The organism is Micromonospora matsumotoense (genome assembly GCF_050951065.1).
GTDB lineage: Bacteria > Actinomycetota > Actinomycetes > Mycobacteriales > Micromonosporaceae > Micromonospora > Micromonospora matsumotoensis.
This window is the reverse complement of record NZ_CP192025.1, coordinates 2,405,242-2,420,186: the sequence shown is the minus strand read 5'-3', so window position 1 is coordinate 2,420,186 and position 14,945 is coordinate 2,405,242. Positions and strand designations below refer to the sequence as shown.

The window sequence follows — 14,945 nt, the reverse complement described above, 5'->3', positions numbered from 1 at the left end:
GGACCGGGCGCGGGGCGCCCGCGTCGCCGGCGGTCACCCCCACCGCGACGAGCGCCAGGGCAGCGGCCCCGACCAGGCGGAGCCGGCGGGCCGCCCCCGCCGGAACCCCGACGGCCCCGCCACCAGCCGATCCGCCCGACCGGCGTGGTCGGCGCGGTCACGGTGAACGGCGCGGCCGACCCGGTCGGGGCGGGGACCGTTGTCGGCGGACCGGGTCCCCGGTGGCGGCGCTCCCGCCGGGCCCGGGTCGCCGGGCCGGCGGGTGGCCCGGCGCAGCGCCGCCCGGAAGGCGTCCGCGTCGGGGTAGCGGTCGCGGGGGCGGGGAGCGGTGGCCCGACGCAGCACCGCCGCCACCGGTCCGGGCACCCCCGCCGCACGCTGGTCGGGGCCGCCCAACAACCGCAGGCCGAGCCGACCCAGCCCGAACACGTCGCTGTGGGTGTCCACCACGGCCAACGGGTCGTCCTGCTCGGGAGCCATGTAGCCCGGGGTGCCGGCACGGGCGGTCAGCCCGGACGCGGCGGCGAGCGCCTTGGCCAGGCCCAGATCGGCGATGACCACCCGTTCGCCCTCGGCGGTCGAGGCGAAGAGCACGTTGCCCGGGGTGAGGTCGCGGTGCACCACCCGCTGCCGGTGCAGCACGGCCACCCCGGCCGCGATCTCGTCGAGCAACGCCAGGGCCACCGGCACCGGCAGCGGCCCGGCGGCCAGCCGGTCCCGCAGGCTGCCGCCGTCGGCGAGGGCCAGCACCGCGTACGGCCGGCCGTCGGGGAGTTCGCCGACCGCGTGCACCCGGACCAGCCGCGGGTGGTCGAGTCGCCGCAGCAGCCGGGCCTCGTCCCGGAAGCGTTCCCGGACCCGCAGGTCGTGGCTCCAGTTCTCGGCCAGCACCTTGATCGCCACCCGGGAGTCGAGGACCGGGTCGTGGCCGAGCCAGACGGTCGCGAAGGAGCCCGCGCCGAGCAACCGCTCGATCCGGTAGGACCCGATCCACGCCGGAGTGCTCATCGCCCCACCCCCACCGCACGGTAACCGGCATCGACGGGTGCCGGCGTCCGTCAGACCCGGGAGCAGTCGGGAAGCCGACGAACGGATTGCGGCCGGGCGGAGACCAACAGAACGACAGACCCGTACCACCGAAGGAGTGCCGTCATGCATCGTCTTCCCACCATCCTGCTCACCGGCGCGCTGGCCCTCGCCGCCCTCGTCCCGGCCGGCCCGGCCGGGGCCGCCGGGCCGGGCTCCGACCCCGGCGTCCGGTCCGGCTCCACCGTGGACCTTCGGCCGGGCCGTACGGCCGGCAGCACCGATCTGCTCAGCGTCCGGGGGGCGGGGCCGTTCCGGATCGGGGCGTCGCTGACCCGGCTCACCTCGGCCGGGCTGATCGACTGGTCGGTCGTCGACTGCGACGGCGTGGTCCAGGCCGGGGTCACCGGCGAGTGGGCCGGGGTGATCCTGGTGGCCTTCCGGGACGGCCGGTTGGTCGAGGTGGGCACCGCCGGCGCCCCGCCCCGCTCACCGGCCGGGGCGTCGGTGGGCATGTCCTTCGCCGAACTGGCGCAGATCTACGGCTCGCGGGGTGCCCTGATCCACAACGACGCCGGGGACGCCACCGCCTACCTGGTGCGGTTCGGCAGCCGGGTCGAGCTGTTCACCGGCCACCCGATCCGGCCGGGCGTGGGCTACTTCCAGGTCGGGCCGGCCGACCACGTCGAGCGGACCTTCCGGCAGGGCCGCTCCTGCTGACCGCCGGTCCGGGCCGGGGCGTCGGGGTGCTCCCCGACGCCCCGGTCCGCATGGTGGCGCTACCCACATTGCTGTCTCGCTCGACATTAGTGTGTGGCACACAGTATGGTGTGAGACATGATCAGCGAGGAGGTCCTGCGGACCCATCTCCAGGAGCTGCGTCGCGGCACGGTGGTGGTGGCCAGCCTGCTGGCCCTGCGCCAGCCCGGCTACGGCTACGCACTGCTGCAACGCCTCGCCGGGCACGGCTTCCCGGTCGACGCCAACACCCTCTATCCCCTGCTCCGACGACTGGAGGAGCAGGGGCTGCTGACCAGCGAGTGGAACACCGAGGAGAGCCGGCCGCGCAAGTTCTACCGCACCAGCGCCGACGGGGAGACGGTCCTGGCCCGCCTGCTCGACGACCTCGCCGCCGTACAGACCTCCGTGACCGGGCTGATCGAAGGAGCCGACCGATGAGCACCCTGACCGACCGCTACCTCGCAGCCACCCTGCGGGCGGTGCCGGCACCCCGGCGGGAGGAGATCGCCACCGAGCTGCGGGCCGCCATCGAGGACATGATCGACGACCGGGTCGGCGGCGGACAGGACAGCGCCACCGCCGAACGCGAGGTGCTCACCGAGCTGGGCCACCCGGAACGCCTGGCCGCCCGGTACGCCGACCGCCGGCTCCAGCTCATCGGCCCCACCTACTACCTGGTCTGGCAACAGGTGCTCCGCCGGCTGCTGACCACCATCCCCGGCGCGGTCGGCGTGATCGTCGGAGTGGTCCAGGCGACCGTCGGCGACAACCCGGGCGGGGCCATCGGATCGGGCATCAGCGTGGCCTTCCAGACGGCCGTGCAGATCACCTTCTGGGTGACCCTGAGCTTCGCGATCCTGGAACGCACCAACACCTCGCTCACGCTGCCCGAGTGGGACGTCGACAAACTGCCGGAGACACCGGTGGAACGCGACATCCGACTCCCCGACACCTGCGCCTCGGTGGCGATGGTGCTGCTCACCCTGGCCTTCCTGCCCTGGCAGCACTTCCGGTCCTGGGTCCGGGACACCGATGGCGAGCGCATCCCGCTGCTCGACCCCGCGCTCTGGACGTCCTGGCTGCCGGTGCTGGCCGCCGTCCTGCTGGCCGGTCTGGTGCTGGAGGTGGTCAAGTACCGCACCGGGCGGTGGACCTGGTCGCTCGTCGCGGTCAACGCCCTGCTCGACCTGGCCTTCGCCGTGCCGCTGATCTGGCTGGTGCTCACCGACCGCCTGCTCAACCCGGACCTGGTCGACCGGTTCGGCTGGCTGCGTGACGGCGACGGGCTGGGCGTCGCCAGCCGGGTCACGGTCGTGGTCGTCGCGGCGATCACGCTCTGGGATTTCGTCGAGAGCGTGGTGAAGGCGCGTCGCTCCGCCACCCGGGTCGACGCCTGAACCCCGGTCCCGGTCCGGCGCTCACGGGGGCGTCGGACCGGGACCGGTCAGTTCGATCACCACCGCGACCGGCCGGCCGGCGCCACGGCGGCAGGTCAGCAGGGCAGCGCGTCCCAGCCGGCCGGCAGGCGGGGCACCGGCCAGGACGGATCCGGCCGCCAGTGCGCCCAGCCCGCGTCCCACCACCGCTGCCCCGCGTCGAGCAGCGCGGCGATCCGGTCCCCCTCGGCCCGGATCGCCTCCGCCATGCCCGGGTAGCGCCCCTCGACGAGGCGCTGGGCGAACAGGTCCACATCCTTGAAGACGTACCGGTCGGCGTCGGCCGCCCACCACAGGTCCAGCTCGTGGTCGAGGGTGTCCACCCCGATCGGGGTACGCCGCAGCGGGTCCTGGAGGTTGAAGTACCAGCCGGCGAAGGTGCGGTCCGGCCCGGCCCAGAAGACGTCGACCGAGTGCGCCTCGCCGGGGCGTTGCAGCATCAGCTTGCCGTGTCCGGACCACCCGGTGTGCCCCGCCGTCTGCCACGGGTGCCGGCCGCACGGAAAGACGCCACGCTCCGGGAAGCCGAACTCGGCACCCGGCGGCAGATAGAGCGCCAGCAGCTCGCCGGTGTCCGCCACGCAGATGGTGGGGCAGCCGAACCAGACCTCACCACGCAGGATCTCCCGCCGGACGACCACGTCGCCCGGCGGGAACCGGTGTGCCGGCACGGCCGTCAGGCGTCCACCGCCGCCAGAACGTCGTCGGAGACGTCGAAGTTCGCGTAGACGTTCTGCACGTCGTCGCAGTCCTCCAGGACGTCGATCAGCTTGAAGATCTTGCGCGCGCCGTCCTCGTCCAGCGGCACGTTGACGCTGGGGATCAGGGCCGACTCGGCCGACTCGTACTCGATCCCGGACTCCTGCAGCGCGGTGCGGACCGCGATCAGGTCGGTCGGCTCGGAGACCACCTCGTAGGCCTCACCGAGGTCGTTGACCTCCTCGGCGCCGGCGTCGAGCACCGCCATCATCACGTCGTCCTCGGTGGTGTCGGCCTTGGGGACGATCACCACGCCCTTGCGGGAGAACATGTAGGACACCGAGCCGGCGTCGGCGAGCGAGCCGCCGTTGCGGGTCAACGCCGTGCGGACCTCGGTGGCGGCCCGGTTGCGGTTGTCGGTCAGGCACTCGATCAGCATCGCCACACCGCTCGGGCCGTAACCCTCGTACATGATGGTCTGCCAGTCGGCGCCGCCGGCCTCCAGGCCGGAGCCGCGCTTGACCGCGCGGTCGATGTTGTCGTTCGGGACCGAGCTCTTCTTGGCCTTCTGGATGGCGTCGAAGAGGGTCGGGTTGCCGGCCGGGTCGCCGCCGCCGGTCCGGGCCGCGACCTCGACGTTCTTGATCAGCTTGGCGAACATCTTGCCGCGCTTGGCGTCGATGACGGCCTTCTTGTGCTTGGTGGTCGCCCATTTTGAGTGGCCGGACATCTCGTACCTCCGTCTGTTGACTCACGCCTCACGTCGGCTGGCCGCGCCGGCTCCGGGCCAGGACCGGCCGCGCTGGAGGGCTGCGACGGGCAGTGCCCGCGCCGAACCGCGGCAATCCTACCGAGAGCACCCACCCCGCCGTCACACCCGGCGCGGCACCACCACCGACCCGCCGGGGAATCGTCACCAATGACCCGTTTTGCCGGGGAGGCGGAACCCGCCCGGTACGGACTCAGCGGGCGGCTTCGACCAGGTCGGCGAAGTAGCGGTGCAGGCGCAGGTCGCCGGTCAGCTCCGGATGGAAGGAGGTCGCCAGCAGGTTGCCCCGACGGACGGCGACGATCCGATCGACGGCCGGGCCACCGGTGACCCGGCCCAACACCTCGACACCGGCGTCGACCCGCTCGACCCAGGGGGCGCGGATGAACACGGCGTGGAACGGCCCGCCGTCGACCCCGGTGATCTCCACCGGGGCCTCGAACGAGTCGACCTGCCGACCGAACGCGTTACGTCGCACGGTCATCGCGATGCCGGCGAAGCCCTGCTGGTCGGGGCGGCCGTCCAGCACCTCGGTGGCCAACATGATCATCCCGGCGCAGGACCCGTAGACCGGCATCCCGTCGGCGATCCGCTTGTCGATCGGCGCGCGCAGCGCGAAGATGTCCACGAGCTTGCTCATGGTGGTGGACTCCCCGCCCGGGATGACCAGCCCGTCGACCACGTCCAGCTCGGCCGGTCGACGCACCGTACGGGCGTCCGCGCCGACCCCGGTCAGGGCGGCGACATGCTCGCGGACGTCCCCCTGCAGCGCGAGCACCCCGATCACCGGTCCACCCACGTCCCCTCCTCCCGCCCCGGCGGCAGCGACCCCGGGATCACCAACCGCGCTCGGCCAGCCGGTGCGGCTGGGGGATCTCGTCGACGTTGATGCCGACCATCGCCTCGCCCAGGCCCCGGGACACCTTGGCCAGCACGTCCGGGTCGTCGTGGAAGGTGGTGGCCTTGACGATCGCGGCGGCCCGCTGGGCAGGGTTGCCGGACTTGAAGATGCCGGAGCCGACGAAGACCCCCTCCGCGCCGAGCTGCATCATCATCGCCGCGTCGGCCGGGGTGGCGATGCCCCCGGCGGTGAACAGCACCACCGGCAGCCGGCCCGTCTCGGCAACCTCCTTGACCAGGTCGTACGGGGCCTGCAACTCCTTGGCCGCGACGAACAGCTCGTCGGCCGGCAGGGAGCTGAGCCGGGCGATCTCCTGACGGATCTTCCGCATGTGCATGGTGGCGTTGGAGACGTCGCCGGTGCCCGCCTCGCCCTTGGAGCGGATCATGGCAGCGCCCTCGGTGATCCGGCGCAACGCCTCACCCAGGTTGGTCGCGCCACAGACGAAGGGGACGGTGAACGCCCACTTGTCGATGTGATTGGCGTAGTCGGCCGGGGTCAGCACCTCGGACTCGTCGACGTAGTCGACGCCGAGGGACTGGAGCACCTGCGCCTCGACGAAGTGACCGATCCGGGCCTTGGCCATCACCGGGATGGAGACGGCCGCGATGATGCCGTCGATCATGTCCGGGTCGCTCATCCGGGACACGCCACCCTGGGCCCGGATGTCCGCCGGCACCCGCTCCAGCGCCATGACGGCGACCGCACCGGCGTCCTCGGCGATCCTGGCCTGCTCGGCGGTGACCACGTCCATGATCACACCACCCTTGAGCATCTCGGCCATGCCGCGCTTCACCCGGGCGGTGCCCCGGGACTGGGCGGCATCGGCGTTCGGGGAGGTCGTTTCGGGCATGGTCCATCACTCCTCGGACGTGCTCAGGGGCTGACTCCGGCTGATGCTATGACGCCCCGGAGGCCGCTCCGACAGCCAATCGGCCCCACGGTGGCCTGCCCTGTGGCCCCCGTCACCCCGGGCCGCACCACCCCGGCCCGCGCCCGCCCCGGCAGCCCGGCCCCGCCCGCCACCGCGACCCGGGCCGCACGCCGCCGGGCCGCAGCCGGGTCGGTAGCCCGGTCAGCCGGGTCGGTAGCCCGGTCAGCCGGTCGGTAGCCCGGTCAGCCCGTCGGGACGTCGGCGGGGAGGGCCAGGGTGGGGTCGTCGATGTCGAAGTACCGCGGCCAGGGGTGGCGGCGGCCCATCCTGCACAGCCGCACCAGCGGACGGCTCCGCGCGGTGCGCGCGTCCCGGACCAGGTCGGTGTGCACCTGCCGGGACAGGGCCAGCCGCCGACTCGCCGCGATCACCGCCCCGCAGGCGGAATCCGCCGGGTCCAGCCGGACCGCCCGCAACTGCCGGGTGAGGTCGTTCTCGGCCGCCTCGCGCTCCTCGGGGACGGCGTCCAGGGCGATCCGCGCCGCCGCGTACAGCTCCACGCCGTAGTGTTTCTCGGCCAGCACCGCGGCAGCGGCGGCCCGGCGCAGCAGATGGGCGTCGAGCGCGCGGGCCGCCGACTCCGCCCGGGTCTGCAACCGCTCGACCCGGCCGGCCGTCCAGACCAGGTAGACGACGACCAGGGCGGCGACGACTGCGGCGACCGACACCGCCCACAGCTGCGGCATCGTCGGGGTCACCTCGGACCACCCAGCCCCGCCCACTCCTGGTCGATGACCCGACCGTCGGTGGCCTCGATGGCCGCCGCGTAGACCTCCACCACCCGGCGGGCCACCACCGGCCAGTCGTAGTGGGCCACCACCTGGTCGCCGCAGGCGGTCAACGCGGCCCGCTGCGCCGGGTCGTCGAGCAGCTCGGCCAGGACGGTCCGCAGGCCGGCCGGATCACCGGTCGGGAAGAGCCGGCCGGCCCGCCCGCCGTCGAGCACCCGCCGGAACGCGTCCAGGTCGCTGGCGACCACGGTGGCACCCGCCGCCAGCGCCTCGGTGAGGATCATGCCGAACGACTCGCCGCCGGTGTTCGGGGCGACGTAGAGGTCGACGCTGCGCAGCATCCGGGCCTTGTCGACCTCGGAGACCAGGCCGAGGAACGTCACCCGGTCGCGCAGCTCCGCCGGGAACCGCCCGAACAGGTCGTCCGGGTCGCCCGGCCCGGCCACCAGCAGCCGTAACCCGGGCCGGTGCGGGGCCAGCGCGACGAAGGCGTCCCGCAGGATCGGGAACCCCTTGCGGGCCTCGGTGAACCGGCCGAGGAAGCCCAGCGTCCCGCCGCTGCCGGTGGTGCACTCCCCCGGCCAGCCGGGCAGCGGCGCGACCCCGGCGAACTTCGCCACCGCCACCCCGTTGGGGATCTCCACCGCCCCACCGTCCAGGTGCTCGACCTGCACCTTGCGGGCCAACGCGCTGACCGCGATCCGGGCGGTGATCCGCTCCAGCAGGATCTGCAGGACGCCCTGCGCGGCGGCCAGCATCCGGGACCGGGTCAGCGCGGTGTGGAAGGTCGCCACCACCGGGCCCCGGGCCGACAGCACCGCCATCATCGACAGGCTCGGGATCAGCGGCTCGTGCACGTGCAGCACGTCGAAGTCGCCCCGGGTGATCCAGCGCCGCACCCGGTTCGTGTAGAAGGGCCCGAAGGCGATCCGGGCCACCGAACCGTTGTACGGCAGCGGCACCGTCCGGCCGGCGGCGACCACGTACGGCGGCAGTGTCGACTCCTCGTCGGCGGGAGCCAGCACGCTCACCTCGTGCCCCAGCCCGAGCAGCGCCTCGGCCAGGTCCATGACGTGGTTCTGCACCCCGCCCGGGACGTCGAAGGAGTACGGGCACACGATGCCGATCCGCACTGGCGCCCCCTCCCTCAGACCGATCCGGCGCTGGCCGGGGGTGGCGGCGCGGTGGGCCCGCCGTCGGTGGAGCCCCGCTGGTCCAGCCACATCCGCTGCACCATATGCCAGTCTTGCGGATGACGGGCGATGCCCGTCGCCAGACAGTCGGCAATCCGCTGGGTCAGCACCCGGACCCGTTCGTCCAACGGTGCGCTGTCCGGTTCGGGCACCGGCAACGGGCCCTCCAACTGCGCGCGTGGCATCTCCGGTTCGTACCACAGCGAGGCAACGTAGAGCGGGGCGCCGGTGCGGATGGCCAGCAGGGCGGGCCCGGCCGGCATCCGGGTCCGGCCGCCGAAGAAGTCCACCTCGATGCCCCGGGCGGACAGGTCCCGGTCGGCCAGCAGCGGCACCACAGTGCCCGCGCCCAGCCGCTCCACCAGCACGTCGAAGGCGGGCCGGGCACCGCCGTGGGTGGGCAGGATCTCCATGCCGAGCCTCTGACGGAAGGCGAGGAACCGCTTGTAGATGCCCTCCGACTGGAGCCGTTCGGCGACCGTGGTGATCGGCAGGCCGCTGGCGGCCACCCAGGCGCCGGCGGCGTCCCAGTTGCCGGCGTGCGGCAACGCCACCACCGCGCCCCGGCCGGCCGCCACGTCGGCGACGAGCATGTCCGACCCGCCCAGGTCGAACCCGTCGAGGATCTGCTGGCGGCTCAGCGAGGGCAGCCGGAACGCCTCCAGCCAGTACCTGGCGTACGACCGCAGACTCTGCTTGACCAGTGCGTCCAGCTCCGCCTCGGGCAGGTCGGGGCCGACCACCCGGCGCAGGTTGGCGCGCAGACGGGTGGCACTCTTGCCGCGGGTGCGGTGGGCGCGGTCGGCACCCGCCCGGAAGGCGGCGGCGGCCACGGGCCGGGGCAACGCGCGGACCAGCCGCCAGCCGGCGACGTAGCCGAGTTCGGTGAGATTCACTCCCGGCCGACCAGCTGTGCCTGGCGGTACACGTGGGCCACCCGCTGCCCGACCGTGAAGATCGACACGGCGGCGAGCAGCCAGAGGGCGATCTCCAGGGCGGGCCCGACACCGAGCCCGGTGAGCAGCCCACCGACGCCGACGATCAGCAGTCGCTCGGTGCGCTCGGCGACGCCCACGTTGCCGGTCATCCCCAGCCCCTCGGCGCGGGCCTTGACGTAGGAGACCAGCCCGCCGGCGGCCAGGCAGATCAACGCGGCGGCCACCCCGGAGTGGTTGCCCTCGGTGGCCAGCCAGTAGGCGACCGCCCCGAAGACCGCGCTGTCGGCGACCCGGTCCATCGACGAGTCGAGGAACGCGCCGAACCGGGTCGAGCCGCCACTCATCCGGGCCATCGTCCCGTCGAGCATGTCGGTCAGCGCGAAGAACGTCACGATCAGCGCTCCGGCGACCAGTTGACCGCGGGCGCCGAAACCGAGCGCGCCGACGAGCACGCCGACGGTGCCGGTCACGGTGACCGCGTTGGGGGACACGCCGGCGCGGAGCAGACCGCGCGCGACCGGCTCCACGACGCGGGTCATCCCCGCGCGGGCCGTCACTTGGAAGATCTTCGCCATGGCGGTCCCACGATAACGGCCGACAGCGGCGGGCGGTACGGCCGGTCGCCCGACCCGCCCGACGAGACTTGTGCCGGGTCCTCCGGCGGGTGTGAGATCGGGGCGGAAGGTGAGCCAGCTCACCACCTCGCCCGTTGACCGCTCGCCGGCAGCCGGGCCACCGGAGGATATCGCCGCGGCACCCGAACGGGGCCGCTTCCCGTCGCGCGCGGCGGTCGCCACCCACCACCGGCTGAGGGAGGTGCGCCGCGATGGCGCAGAAGAACCAGGAGAAGGGTGCCACCGGCGACGCGCCGGTGGTCACCGCGCCCGACCAGGTACGCAACGTGGTGCTCGTCGGGCACTCCGGCGTCGGCAAGACCACCCTGGTCGAGGCGCTGCTCGCGGCCACCGGCACGATCGACCGGGCCGGCACCGTCGCCGCCGGCACCACCGTCTGCGACCACGACCCCGCCGCGGTACGCCAGCAGCGCTCGGTCGGCCTCGCCTGCGCCCCGCTGGTGCACGCCGGGGTGAAGGTCAACCTCCTGGACACCCCCGGGTACGGCGACTTCATCGGCGAACTGCGGGCCGGCCTGCGGGCCGCCGACGCCGCGCTGTTCGTGGTCGGCGCCGTCGACGGGATGGACGCCGCCACCGCCGCCCTGTGGGAGGAGTGCGCCGCCGTCGACCTCCCGCGCGCCGTCGCGGTCACCCGGCTGGACCACCCGCGCGCCGACTTCGACGAGGCGGTGGCGCTGTGCCAGCGGGTCTTCGGGGACAACGTGCTCCCCCTGCACCTGCCGATGCTCGGCGACGACGGTGAGTCGGTCGCCGGGCTGCTCGCGTTGATCACCCGGCGGGTCCACGACTACTCGGCCGGGCTGCCCGCCGCCGTCCGGGAGCCGGACCCGCAGCACCTGCCGGCCATCGCCGAGTCCCGGGGCGAACTGATCGAGGGGATCATCGCCGAGAGCGAGGACGAGACCCTGATGGACCGCTACCTCGACGGCGAGGAGATCGACACCGACGTGCTGGTCTCCGACCTGGAGAAGGCGGTCGCCCGGGGCCACTTCCACCCGGTGACGCCGGTCTGCGCGGCCACCGGCGTCGGGCTGGACGTGCTGCTCGACAGCCTGGTGTCGGCCTTCCCGTCGCCGCTGGAGCACCAGGTGCCGGCGGTCACCGGGGTGGACGGCTCCCCCCGGCCGCCGCTGAGCTGCGACCCGGACGGCCCGTTGGTCGCCGAGGTGGTCCGGACCACCGTCGACCGGCACCTCGGCCGGGTCAGCCTGGTCCGGGTCTTCTCCGGCACGCTGCGCCCCGATCAGAGGGTGCACGTGTCCGGGCACGGGATGGCCGGGCGCGGCCACCCGGACCACGACGCCGACGAGCGGGTCGGGCACGTCTACCGCCCGCTCGGGGCGAGCCTGCGGGAGGTGTCCGCCTGCGTCGCGGGCGACATCTGCGTCATCACCAGAGCGGAGAGCGCGGCGACCGGCGACACCGTCTCGGCGAAGGCGGAGCCGCTGCTGATCGCGCCCTGGGAGATGCCGGAGCCGCTGCTGCCGGTGGCGGTCGTGGCCCGGAGCCGGGCCGACGAGGACGCCCTGGCCCGCACCCTGGGCCGGTCGATCGTCGGCGACCCGACGCTGCGGCTGGTGCGTGATCCGCAGACCCACCAGCTGGTGCTCTGGTGCATGGGTGAGGCACACGCCGACGTGGTGCTCGACCGGCTCCGCGCCGGCGGGGTGGAGCTGGACACCGAGCCGGTGCGGGTGCCGCTGCGCGAGACGTTCGCGGTGGCCGCCACGGGGCACGGCCGGCACGTGAAGCAGTCCGGCGGGCACGGCCAGTACGCCGTCTGCGACATCGAGGTGGAGCCGCTGCCCCCGGGTGCGGGCGTCGAGTTCGTCGACCGGGTGGTCGGCGGTGCGGTGCCGCACCACTACGTGCCGTCGGTGGAGAAGGGCGTCCGGGCGCAGCTGGCGCAGGGGCTGATCGCCGGGCAGCCGGTGGTGGACGTGCGGGTGACCCTGGTCGACGGGAAGGCGCACAGCGTCGACTCCTCCGACGCCGCGTTCCAGGCCGCCGGCGCGCTCGCCCTGCGCGACGCCGCCGAGCGGGGCGGTCCGACGCTGCTGGAGCCGGTGGACGAGGTGGTGGTCCGGGTCGCCGACTCCTCGGTCGGTGCGGTGCTGGGTGACCTGTCCGGCCGGCGGGGCCGGGTGCTCGGCACCGAGGCCGACCCGGACGCCGAGGGCCGCACCCTGATCCGGGCCGAGGTCCCTGCCCGGGAACTGCTGCGCTATGCGGTGGAGTTGCGGGCCCTGACCGCCGGCACCGGCACCTTCCGCCGCGAGTTCGCCCACTACGACCCGGTGCCCACCCCGCTGGCCGATCAGCTCACGGCAGCCCGTCCCTAGCGCCGGTCGCCCCGGGCCCGCACGCCGACCATGCGGCGCGCAGGCCCGGGGACGCTGGTCAGGGGCGGGCGGCGGGGACGGCGGGCAGCGGCCAGTGGGGGCGGTCGGCGTCCCGGAGTGCGGCCGTCCGCAGGGCGGCGAGCTGCCGTTCCACCTCGGCGAAGTGGTCCGGGGTGAGCGGACCGAGGCGCAGCGTGGCGGCGTTCTCCTCGACCTGGGCGACGGTACGGCAGCCGGGGATCGGCACCGTCCGGTCGCTGCGGGCCCAGAGCCAGCCCAGCGCGCCCTGGACCAGGGTCCGCCCGTCGGCGGTGAGCGCGCCCCGGACGGCGGTGACCCGACGCAGCCACTCCGGCGCCGGTCGACCACTGCGGAACCACTCCAGCCAGCCCGGGGCCACCCCCCGGACGTCGTCGCGGGGCAGCGTCGAGCCGGTGGTGTACTTGCCGGTGAGCAGCCCCATTCCGAGCGGGCCCCGGTTGACGCTGGCCAGGTCGTGCTTGTCGCAGGCGGCCAGCATCACCGGGGCGTCCCGGAGCACCGACAGGCTGTGCTGGATCGCGGTGGCGTGCGGGGCCACCTGGGCGAACCCGGCGGCCCGGTCGGCCCGGTCGGTGCTCCAGCCGTACGCCCGGACCAGGCCGTCGGCGACCAGTTCCTCGCAGGTGTCGACCAGCGCCTCGACCCGGGGCAGCGGGAGGTCGCCCAGGTGCAGTTGGTAGAGGTCGATCCGGTCGGTGTCCAGTCGGCGCAGCGAGTCGACGACCGCCCGCCGCAGGTACGCCGGGGAGGCGTCCTCGCCGGTGGCCTGCCGGGACCGCTCGTCGAAGGTGTACCCCCACTTGGTGGCGATCACCGCCTCGTCCCGGCGGCCGGCCAGCGCCCGCCCGAGGACCCGTTCACCGTGCCCCGCGCCGTAGGTGTCGGCGGTGTCGAAAAGGGTCACGCCGAGGTCGAGCGCGCGGCGGACGGCCCGCACCGACTCCTCGTCGTCGACTGCGCCCCAGCCCAGCGGCTGGGTGCCCTCGGCCCAGGGGCCACCGATCGCCCAGCAGCCCATGCCGAGGGCGCTGACCTCGATGCCGCTGCGACCCAACATCCGTGTCGTCACTGCCATCGCCGCATCGTGTCACCTTCGGAGCGCGCGGGGAGACGAAGCTGACGCATCGTGCCCGATCGACCACAAGCGACACCACCGGCACGGCGGGTGCCGGCGCGGACACCGGCCGACGGCGACCCGCCCGGCCCACCCCGTGGTGCCGGGGCCCCGCCGGGTGGTCAGCGGGGCAGGACGCGGGCCAGCGGCATCGGGGTCGGCTGCCCCGGCCAGCGGCCGGTCAGGGTGGCGGCTGCCGGCCCGTCGTCGGGCAGTCCGCCGACCGATCCGTCGCCGGGCAGCCGGCGGGCGACGACCAGGTCGACGGTGTCGGTGCCGATGTGGGTCGGGTCGCCGTCGCGCACCTGGCGTAGCCCGCCGACGACGGGGGCGACCCCGCTGCCGGTGGTGGCCACCGTCATGGACGGCTCGCGGGTCTCCCGTACGCCGTCGGTCTCGAAGTGCTCCTGCGCCTGACCGGTGCCGGCGAGGATCGCGGTGGCCAGGGCGGCGGCGTACACCGGGTCGCCGCAGGCGTCGTAGACCCAGCGGGGGCCGAGCACCGAGTGGTGGGTGGTGCCGACCAGCCACTCGTCGGCGTCGGCCAGCGGTGCGCCCCGGTAGGTCAGCGGGACCTGGTGGACCGGCCCGGTGTCGACGCGTACCAGCATCGTCTCGATGCCCACCTCGCCGGCGGGGTCGTCGAACCGGTAGGCGCCCACCAGGACCGGCTCGCCGTCGGCGGGCCCCGAATACCACCGCCGGCCGGGCAGCCAGGCGGCCAGGAGCGCGAGTTTCGTGGGGCGGATCTCCGCCCGGTGCAGCAACGCCATGATCACATCCTAGGAGCCGCCGCACCGGCCCACCGGCCCACCGGCCCCGGCGCGGGCCGGTCACGCCCGGTGCGCCGGACCCGGCCCGCCGGTCAGGACGGCCAGGCGCGGGCGAGCAGCTCGCGGGTGTCGAAGAGCAGTTGCGGCAGCACCTTCGTCCGGCCGATCACCGGCATGAAGTTCATGTCCCCACCCCACCGGGGCACCACGTGCTGGTGCAGGTGGGCGGCGATGCCGGCACCGGCCACCCCGCCCTGGTTCATGCCCAGGTTGAACCCGTGCGCGCTGCTGACCTGCCGGACCACCCGCATCGCGGTCTGGGTGAACGCCGCCAACTCCACCGTCTCGGCCTGGTCGAGGGCGGTGTAGTCGGCCACGTGCCGGTAGGGGCAGACCAACAGGTGCCCCGGGTTGTACGGGTAGAGGTTGAGCACCGCGAAGACGTGCGCGCCCCGGGCGACCACCAGGCTCCGGCCGGGCGGCAACCCGGGGGCCAGGCAGAACGGGCAGCCCGCGGGCTCCTCGTAGCCACCCTCGGGCCGGTCCTCGCCGGAGATGTAGGTCATCCGGTGCGGGGTCCAGAGCCGGTCGAGCCCGTCCGCCAGGCCGTGGTCCGTGTCGCCGTCGAGGTGCCGCTCCGCCCCAGTCACACCGCCGATCCTACGATC

16 protein-coding genes are annotated in these 14,945 nt (G+C 74.2%); 4 read left to right on the top strand and 12 right to left on the bottom strand.

Annotated features, from left to right (window positions below):
• Positions 1-33: 33 nt before the first annotated feature.
• Positions 34-1,008, bottom strand: coding sequence for a serine/threonine-protein kinase (locus tag ACQP1S_RS10790; RefSeq protein WP_432905797.1), 975 nt, complete (start codon positions 1,006-1,008; stop codon positions 34-36).
• Between the two features lie 144 nt (positions 1,009-1,152).
• On the opposite strand from ACQP1S_RS10790, the gene ACQP1S_RS10785 reads away from it, so the two are divergent.
• From ACQP1S_RS10785 to ACQP1S_RS10775, 3 genes are all read left to right on the top strand, one after another.
• Positions 1,153-1,746 carry a hypothetical protein gene (locus ACQP1S_RS10785; protein ID WP_091246410.1) on the top strand — a complete coding sequence of 198 codons (594 nt, stop codon included), beginning with the start codon at positions 1,153-1,155 and terminating at the stop codon, positions 1,744-1,746.
• A 117-nt stretch (positions 1,747-1,863) separates the two neighbouring features.
• Entirely contained in the window at positions 1,864-2,205 is a 342-nt protein-coding gene (locus ACQP1S_RS10780; protein WP_091246413.1) for a PadR family transcriptional regulator, read from the top strand.
• Complete coding sequence (locus ACQP1S_RS10775) at positions 2,202-3,164, top strand: permease prefix domain 1-containing protein (protein WP_432905793.1); 963 nt, start codon at positions 2,202-2,204, stop codon at positions 3,162-3,164. Before ACQP1S_RS10780 ends, ACQP1S_RS10775 begins: the two co-directional genes overlap by 4 nt.
• 95 nt (positions 3,165-3,259) lie before the next feature.
• Here ACQP1S_RS10775 and ACQP1S_RS10770 read toward each other — a convergent pair whose 3' ends face one another.
• The 8 genes from ACQP1S_RS10770 to pgsA all read right to left on the bottom strand — a co-directional run bounded on the left by ACQP1S_RS10770 (position 3,260) and on the right by pgsA (position 9,943).
• Entirely contained in the window at positions 3,260-3,874 is a 615-nt protein-coding gene (locus tag ACQP1S_RS10770) for a DUF402 domain-containing protein (RefSeq protein WP_432905790.1), read from the bottom strand.
• A gap of 5 nt (positions 3,875-3,879) precedes the next feature.
• The gene (locus ACQP1S_RS10765) at positions 3,880-4,632 is read right to left on the bottom strand and encodes a YebC/PmpR family DNA-binding transcriptional regulator (protein ID WP_432905788.1); all 753 of its coding nucleotides are present in this window, start codon (positions 4,630-4,632) and stop codon (positions 3,880-3,882) included.
• A gap of 232 nt (positions 4,633-4,864) precedes the next feature.
• Positions 4,865-5,470 (bottom strand): pyridoxal 5'-phosphate synthase glutaminase subunit PdxT, encoded by a 606-nt coding sequence (gene pdxT / locus ACQP1S_RS10760; RefSeq protein WP_432905786.1) that lies wholly within the window; start codon positions 5,468-5,470, stop codon positions 4,865-4,867.
• A 37-nt stretch (positions 5,471-5,507) separates the two neighbouring features.
• Positions 5,508-6,425 carry a pyridoxal 5'-phosphate synthase lyase subunit PdxS gene (gene pdxS / locus ACQP1S_RS10755; protein WP_363668730.1) on the bottom strand — a complete coding sequence of 306 codons (918 nt, stop codon included), beginning with the start codon at positions 6,423-6,425 and terminating at the stop codon, positions 5,508-5,510.
• 263 nt (positions 6,426-6,688) lie between these two features.
• Positions 6,689-7,192 carry a hypothetical protein gene (locus tag ACQP1S_RS10750; protein ID WP_432905783.1) on the bottom strand — a complete coding sequence of 168 codons (504 nt, stop codon included), beginning with the start codon at positions 7,190-7,192 and terminating at the stop codon, positions 6,689-6,691.
• Positions 7,193-7,200: 8 nt separating this feature from the next.
• A complete protein-coding gene (locus tag ACQP1S_RS10745; RefSeq protein WP_091246426.1) occupies positions 7,201-8,370 on the bottom strand; it encodes a glycosyltransferase family 4 protein in 1,170 nt (389 codons plus the stop codon).
• Between the two features lie 14 nt (positions 8,371-8,384).
• Positions 8,385-9,326, bottom strand: coding sequence for a phosphatidylinositol mannoside acyltransferase (locus tag ACQP1S_RS10740; RefSeq protein ID WP_432905780.1), 942 nt, complete (start codon positions 9,324-9,326; stop codon positions 8,385-8,387).
• On the bottom strand, positions 9,323-9,943 hold the full coding sequence (gene pgsA / locus ACQP1S_RS10735; RefSeq protein ID WP_432905778.1) for a phosphatidylinositol phosphate synthase: 621 nt from the start codon (positions 9,941-9,943) through the stop codon (positions 9,323-9,325). The genes ACQP1S_RS10740 and pgsA overlap by 4 nt, the downstream gene beginning before the upstream one ends.
• Before the next feature lie 251 nt (positions 9,944-10,194).
• Here pgsA and ACQP1S_RS10730 point away from each other — a divergent pair, with 251 nt between their 5' ends.
• On the top strand, positions 10,195-12,348 hold the full coding sequence (locus ACQP1S_RS10730; RefSeq protein WP_432905775.1) for an elongation factor G-like protein EF-G2: 2,154 nt from the start codon (positions 10,195-10,197) through the stop codon (positions 12,346-12,348).
• 58 nt (positions 12,349-12,406) lie between these two features.
• Here the strand turns inward: ACQP1S_RS10730 and ACQP1S_RS10725 are convergent, their stop codons facing one another.
• From ACQP1S_RS10725 to ACQP1S_RS10715, 3 genes are all read right to left on the bottom strand, one after another.
• Positions 12,407-13,465: an aldo/keto reductase gene (locus tag ACQP1S_RS10725; protein WP_432905773.1), complete on the bottom strand. Its 1,059-nt coding sequence runs from the start codon at positions 13,463-13,465 to the stop codon at positions 12,407-12,409.
• Positions 13,466-13,626: 161 nt separating this feature from the next.
• Positions 13,627-14,277, bottom strand: coding sequence for a CG0192-related protein (locus tag ACQP1S_RS10720; RefSeq protein ID WP_432905770.1), 651 nt, complete (start codon positions 14,275-14,277; stop codon positions 13,627-13,629).
• A 92-nt stretch (positions 14,278-14,369) separates the two neighbouring features.
• Entirely contained in the window at positions 14,370-14,927 is a 558-nt protein-coding gene (locus ACQP1S_RS10715) for an HIT family protein (RefSeq protein ID WP_425413158.1), read from the bottom strand.
• Positions 14,928-14,945 lie beyond the last annotated feature (18 nt).

Coding starts and splice junctions, on each gene's coding strand:
- ACQP1S_RS10775 (WP_432905793.1), top strand. CDS start 2,202: ATGAGCACCCTGACCGACCGCTACCTCGCAGCCACCCTGCGGGCGGTG.
- pdxS (WP_363668730.1), bottom strand. CDS start 6,425: ATGCCCGAAACGACCTCCCCGAACGCCGATGCCGCCCAGTCCCGGGGC.
- ACQP1S_RS10785 (WP_091246410.1), top strand. CDS start 1,153: ATGCATCGTCTTCCCACCATCCTGCTCACCGGCGCGCTGGCCCTCGCC.
- ACQP1S_RS10790 (WP_432905797.1), bottom strand. CDS start 1,008: ATGAGCACTCCGGCGTGGATCGGGTCCTACCGGATCGAGCGGTTGCTC.
- pgsA (WP_432905778.1), bottom strand. CDS start 9,943: ATGGCGAAGATCTTCCAAGTGACGGCCCGCGCGGGGATGACCCGCGTC.
- ACQP1S_RS10765 (WP_432905788.1), bottom strand. CDS start 4,632: ATGTCCGGCCACTCAAAATGGGCGACCACCAAGCACAAGAAGGCCGTC.
- ACQP1S_RS10725 (WP_432905773.1), bottom strand. CDS start 13,465: ATGGCAGTGACGACACGGATGTTGGGTCGCAGCGGCATCGAGGTCAGC.
- ACQP1S_RS10780 (WP_091246413.1), top strand. CDS start 1,864: ATGATCAGCGAGGAGGTCCTGCGGACCCATCTCCAGGAGCTGCGTCGC.
- ACQP1S_RS10720 (WP_432905770.1), bottom strand. CDS start 14,277: ATGGCGTTGCTGCACCGGGCGGAGATCCGCCCCACGAAACTCGCGCTC.
- ACQP1S_RS10730 (WP_432905775.1), top strand. CDS start 10,195: ATGGCGCAGAAGAACCAGGAGAAGGGTGCCACCGGCGACGCGCCGGTG.
- ACQP1S_RS10750 (WP_432905783.1), bottom strand. CDS start 7,192: ATGCCGCAGCTGTGGGCGGTGTCGGTCGCCGCAGTCGTCGCCGCCCTG.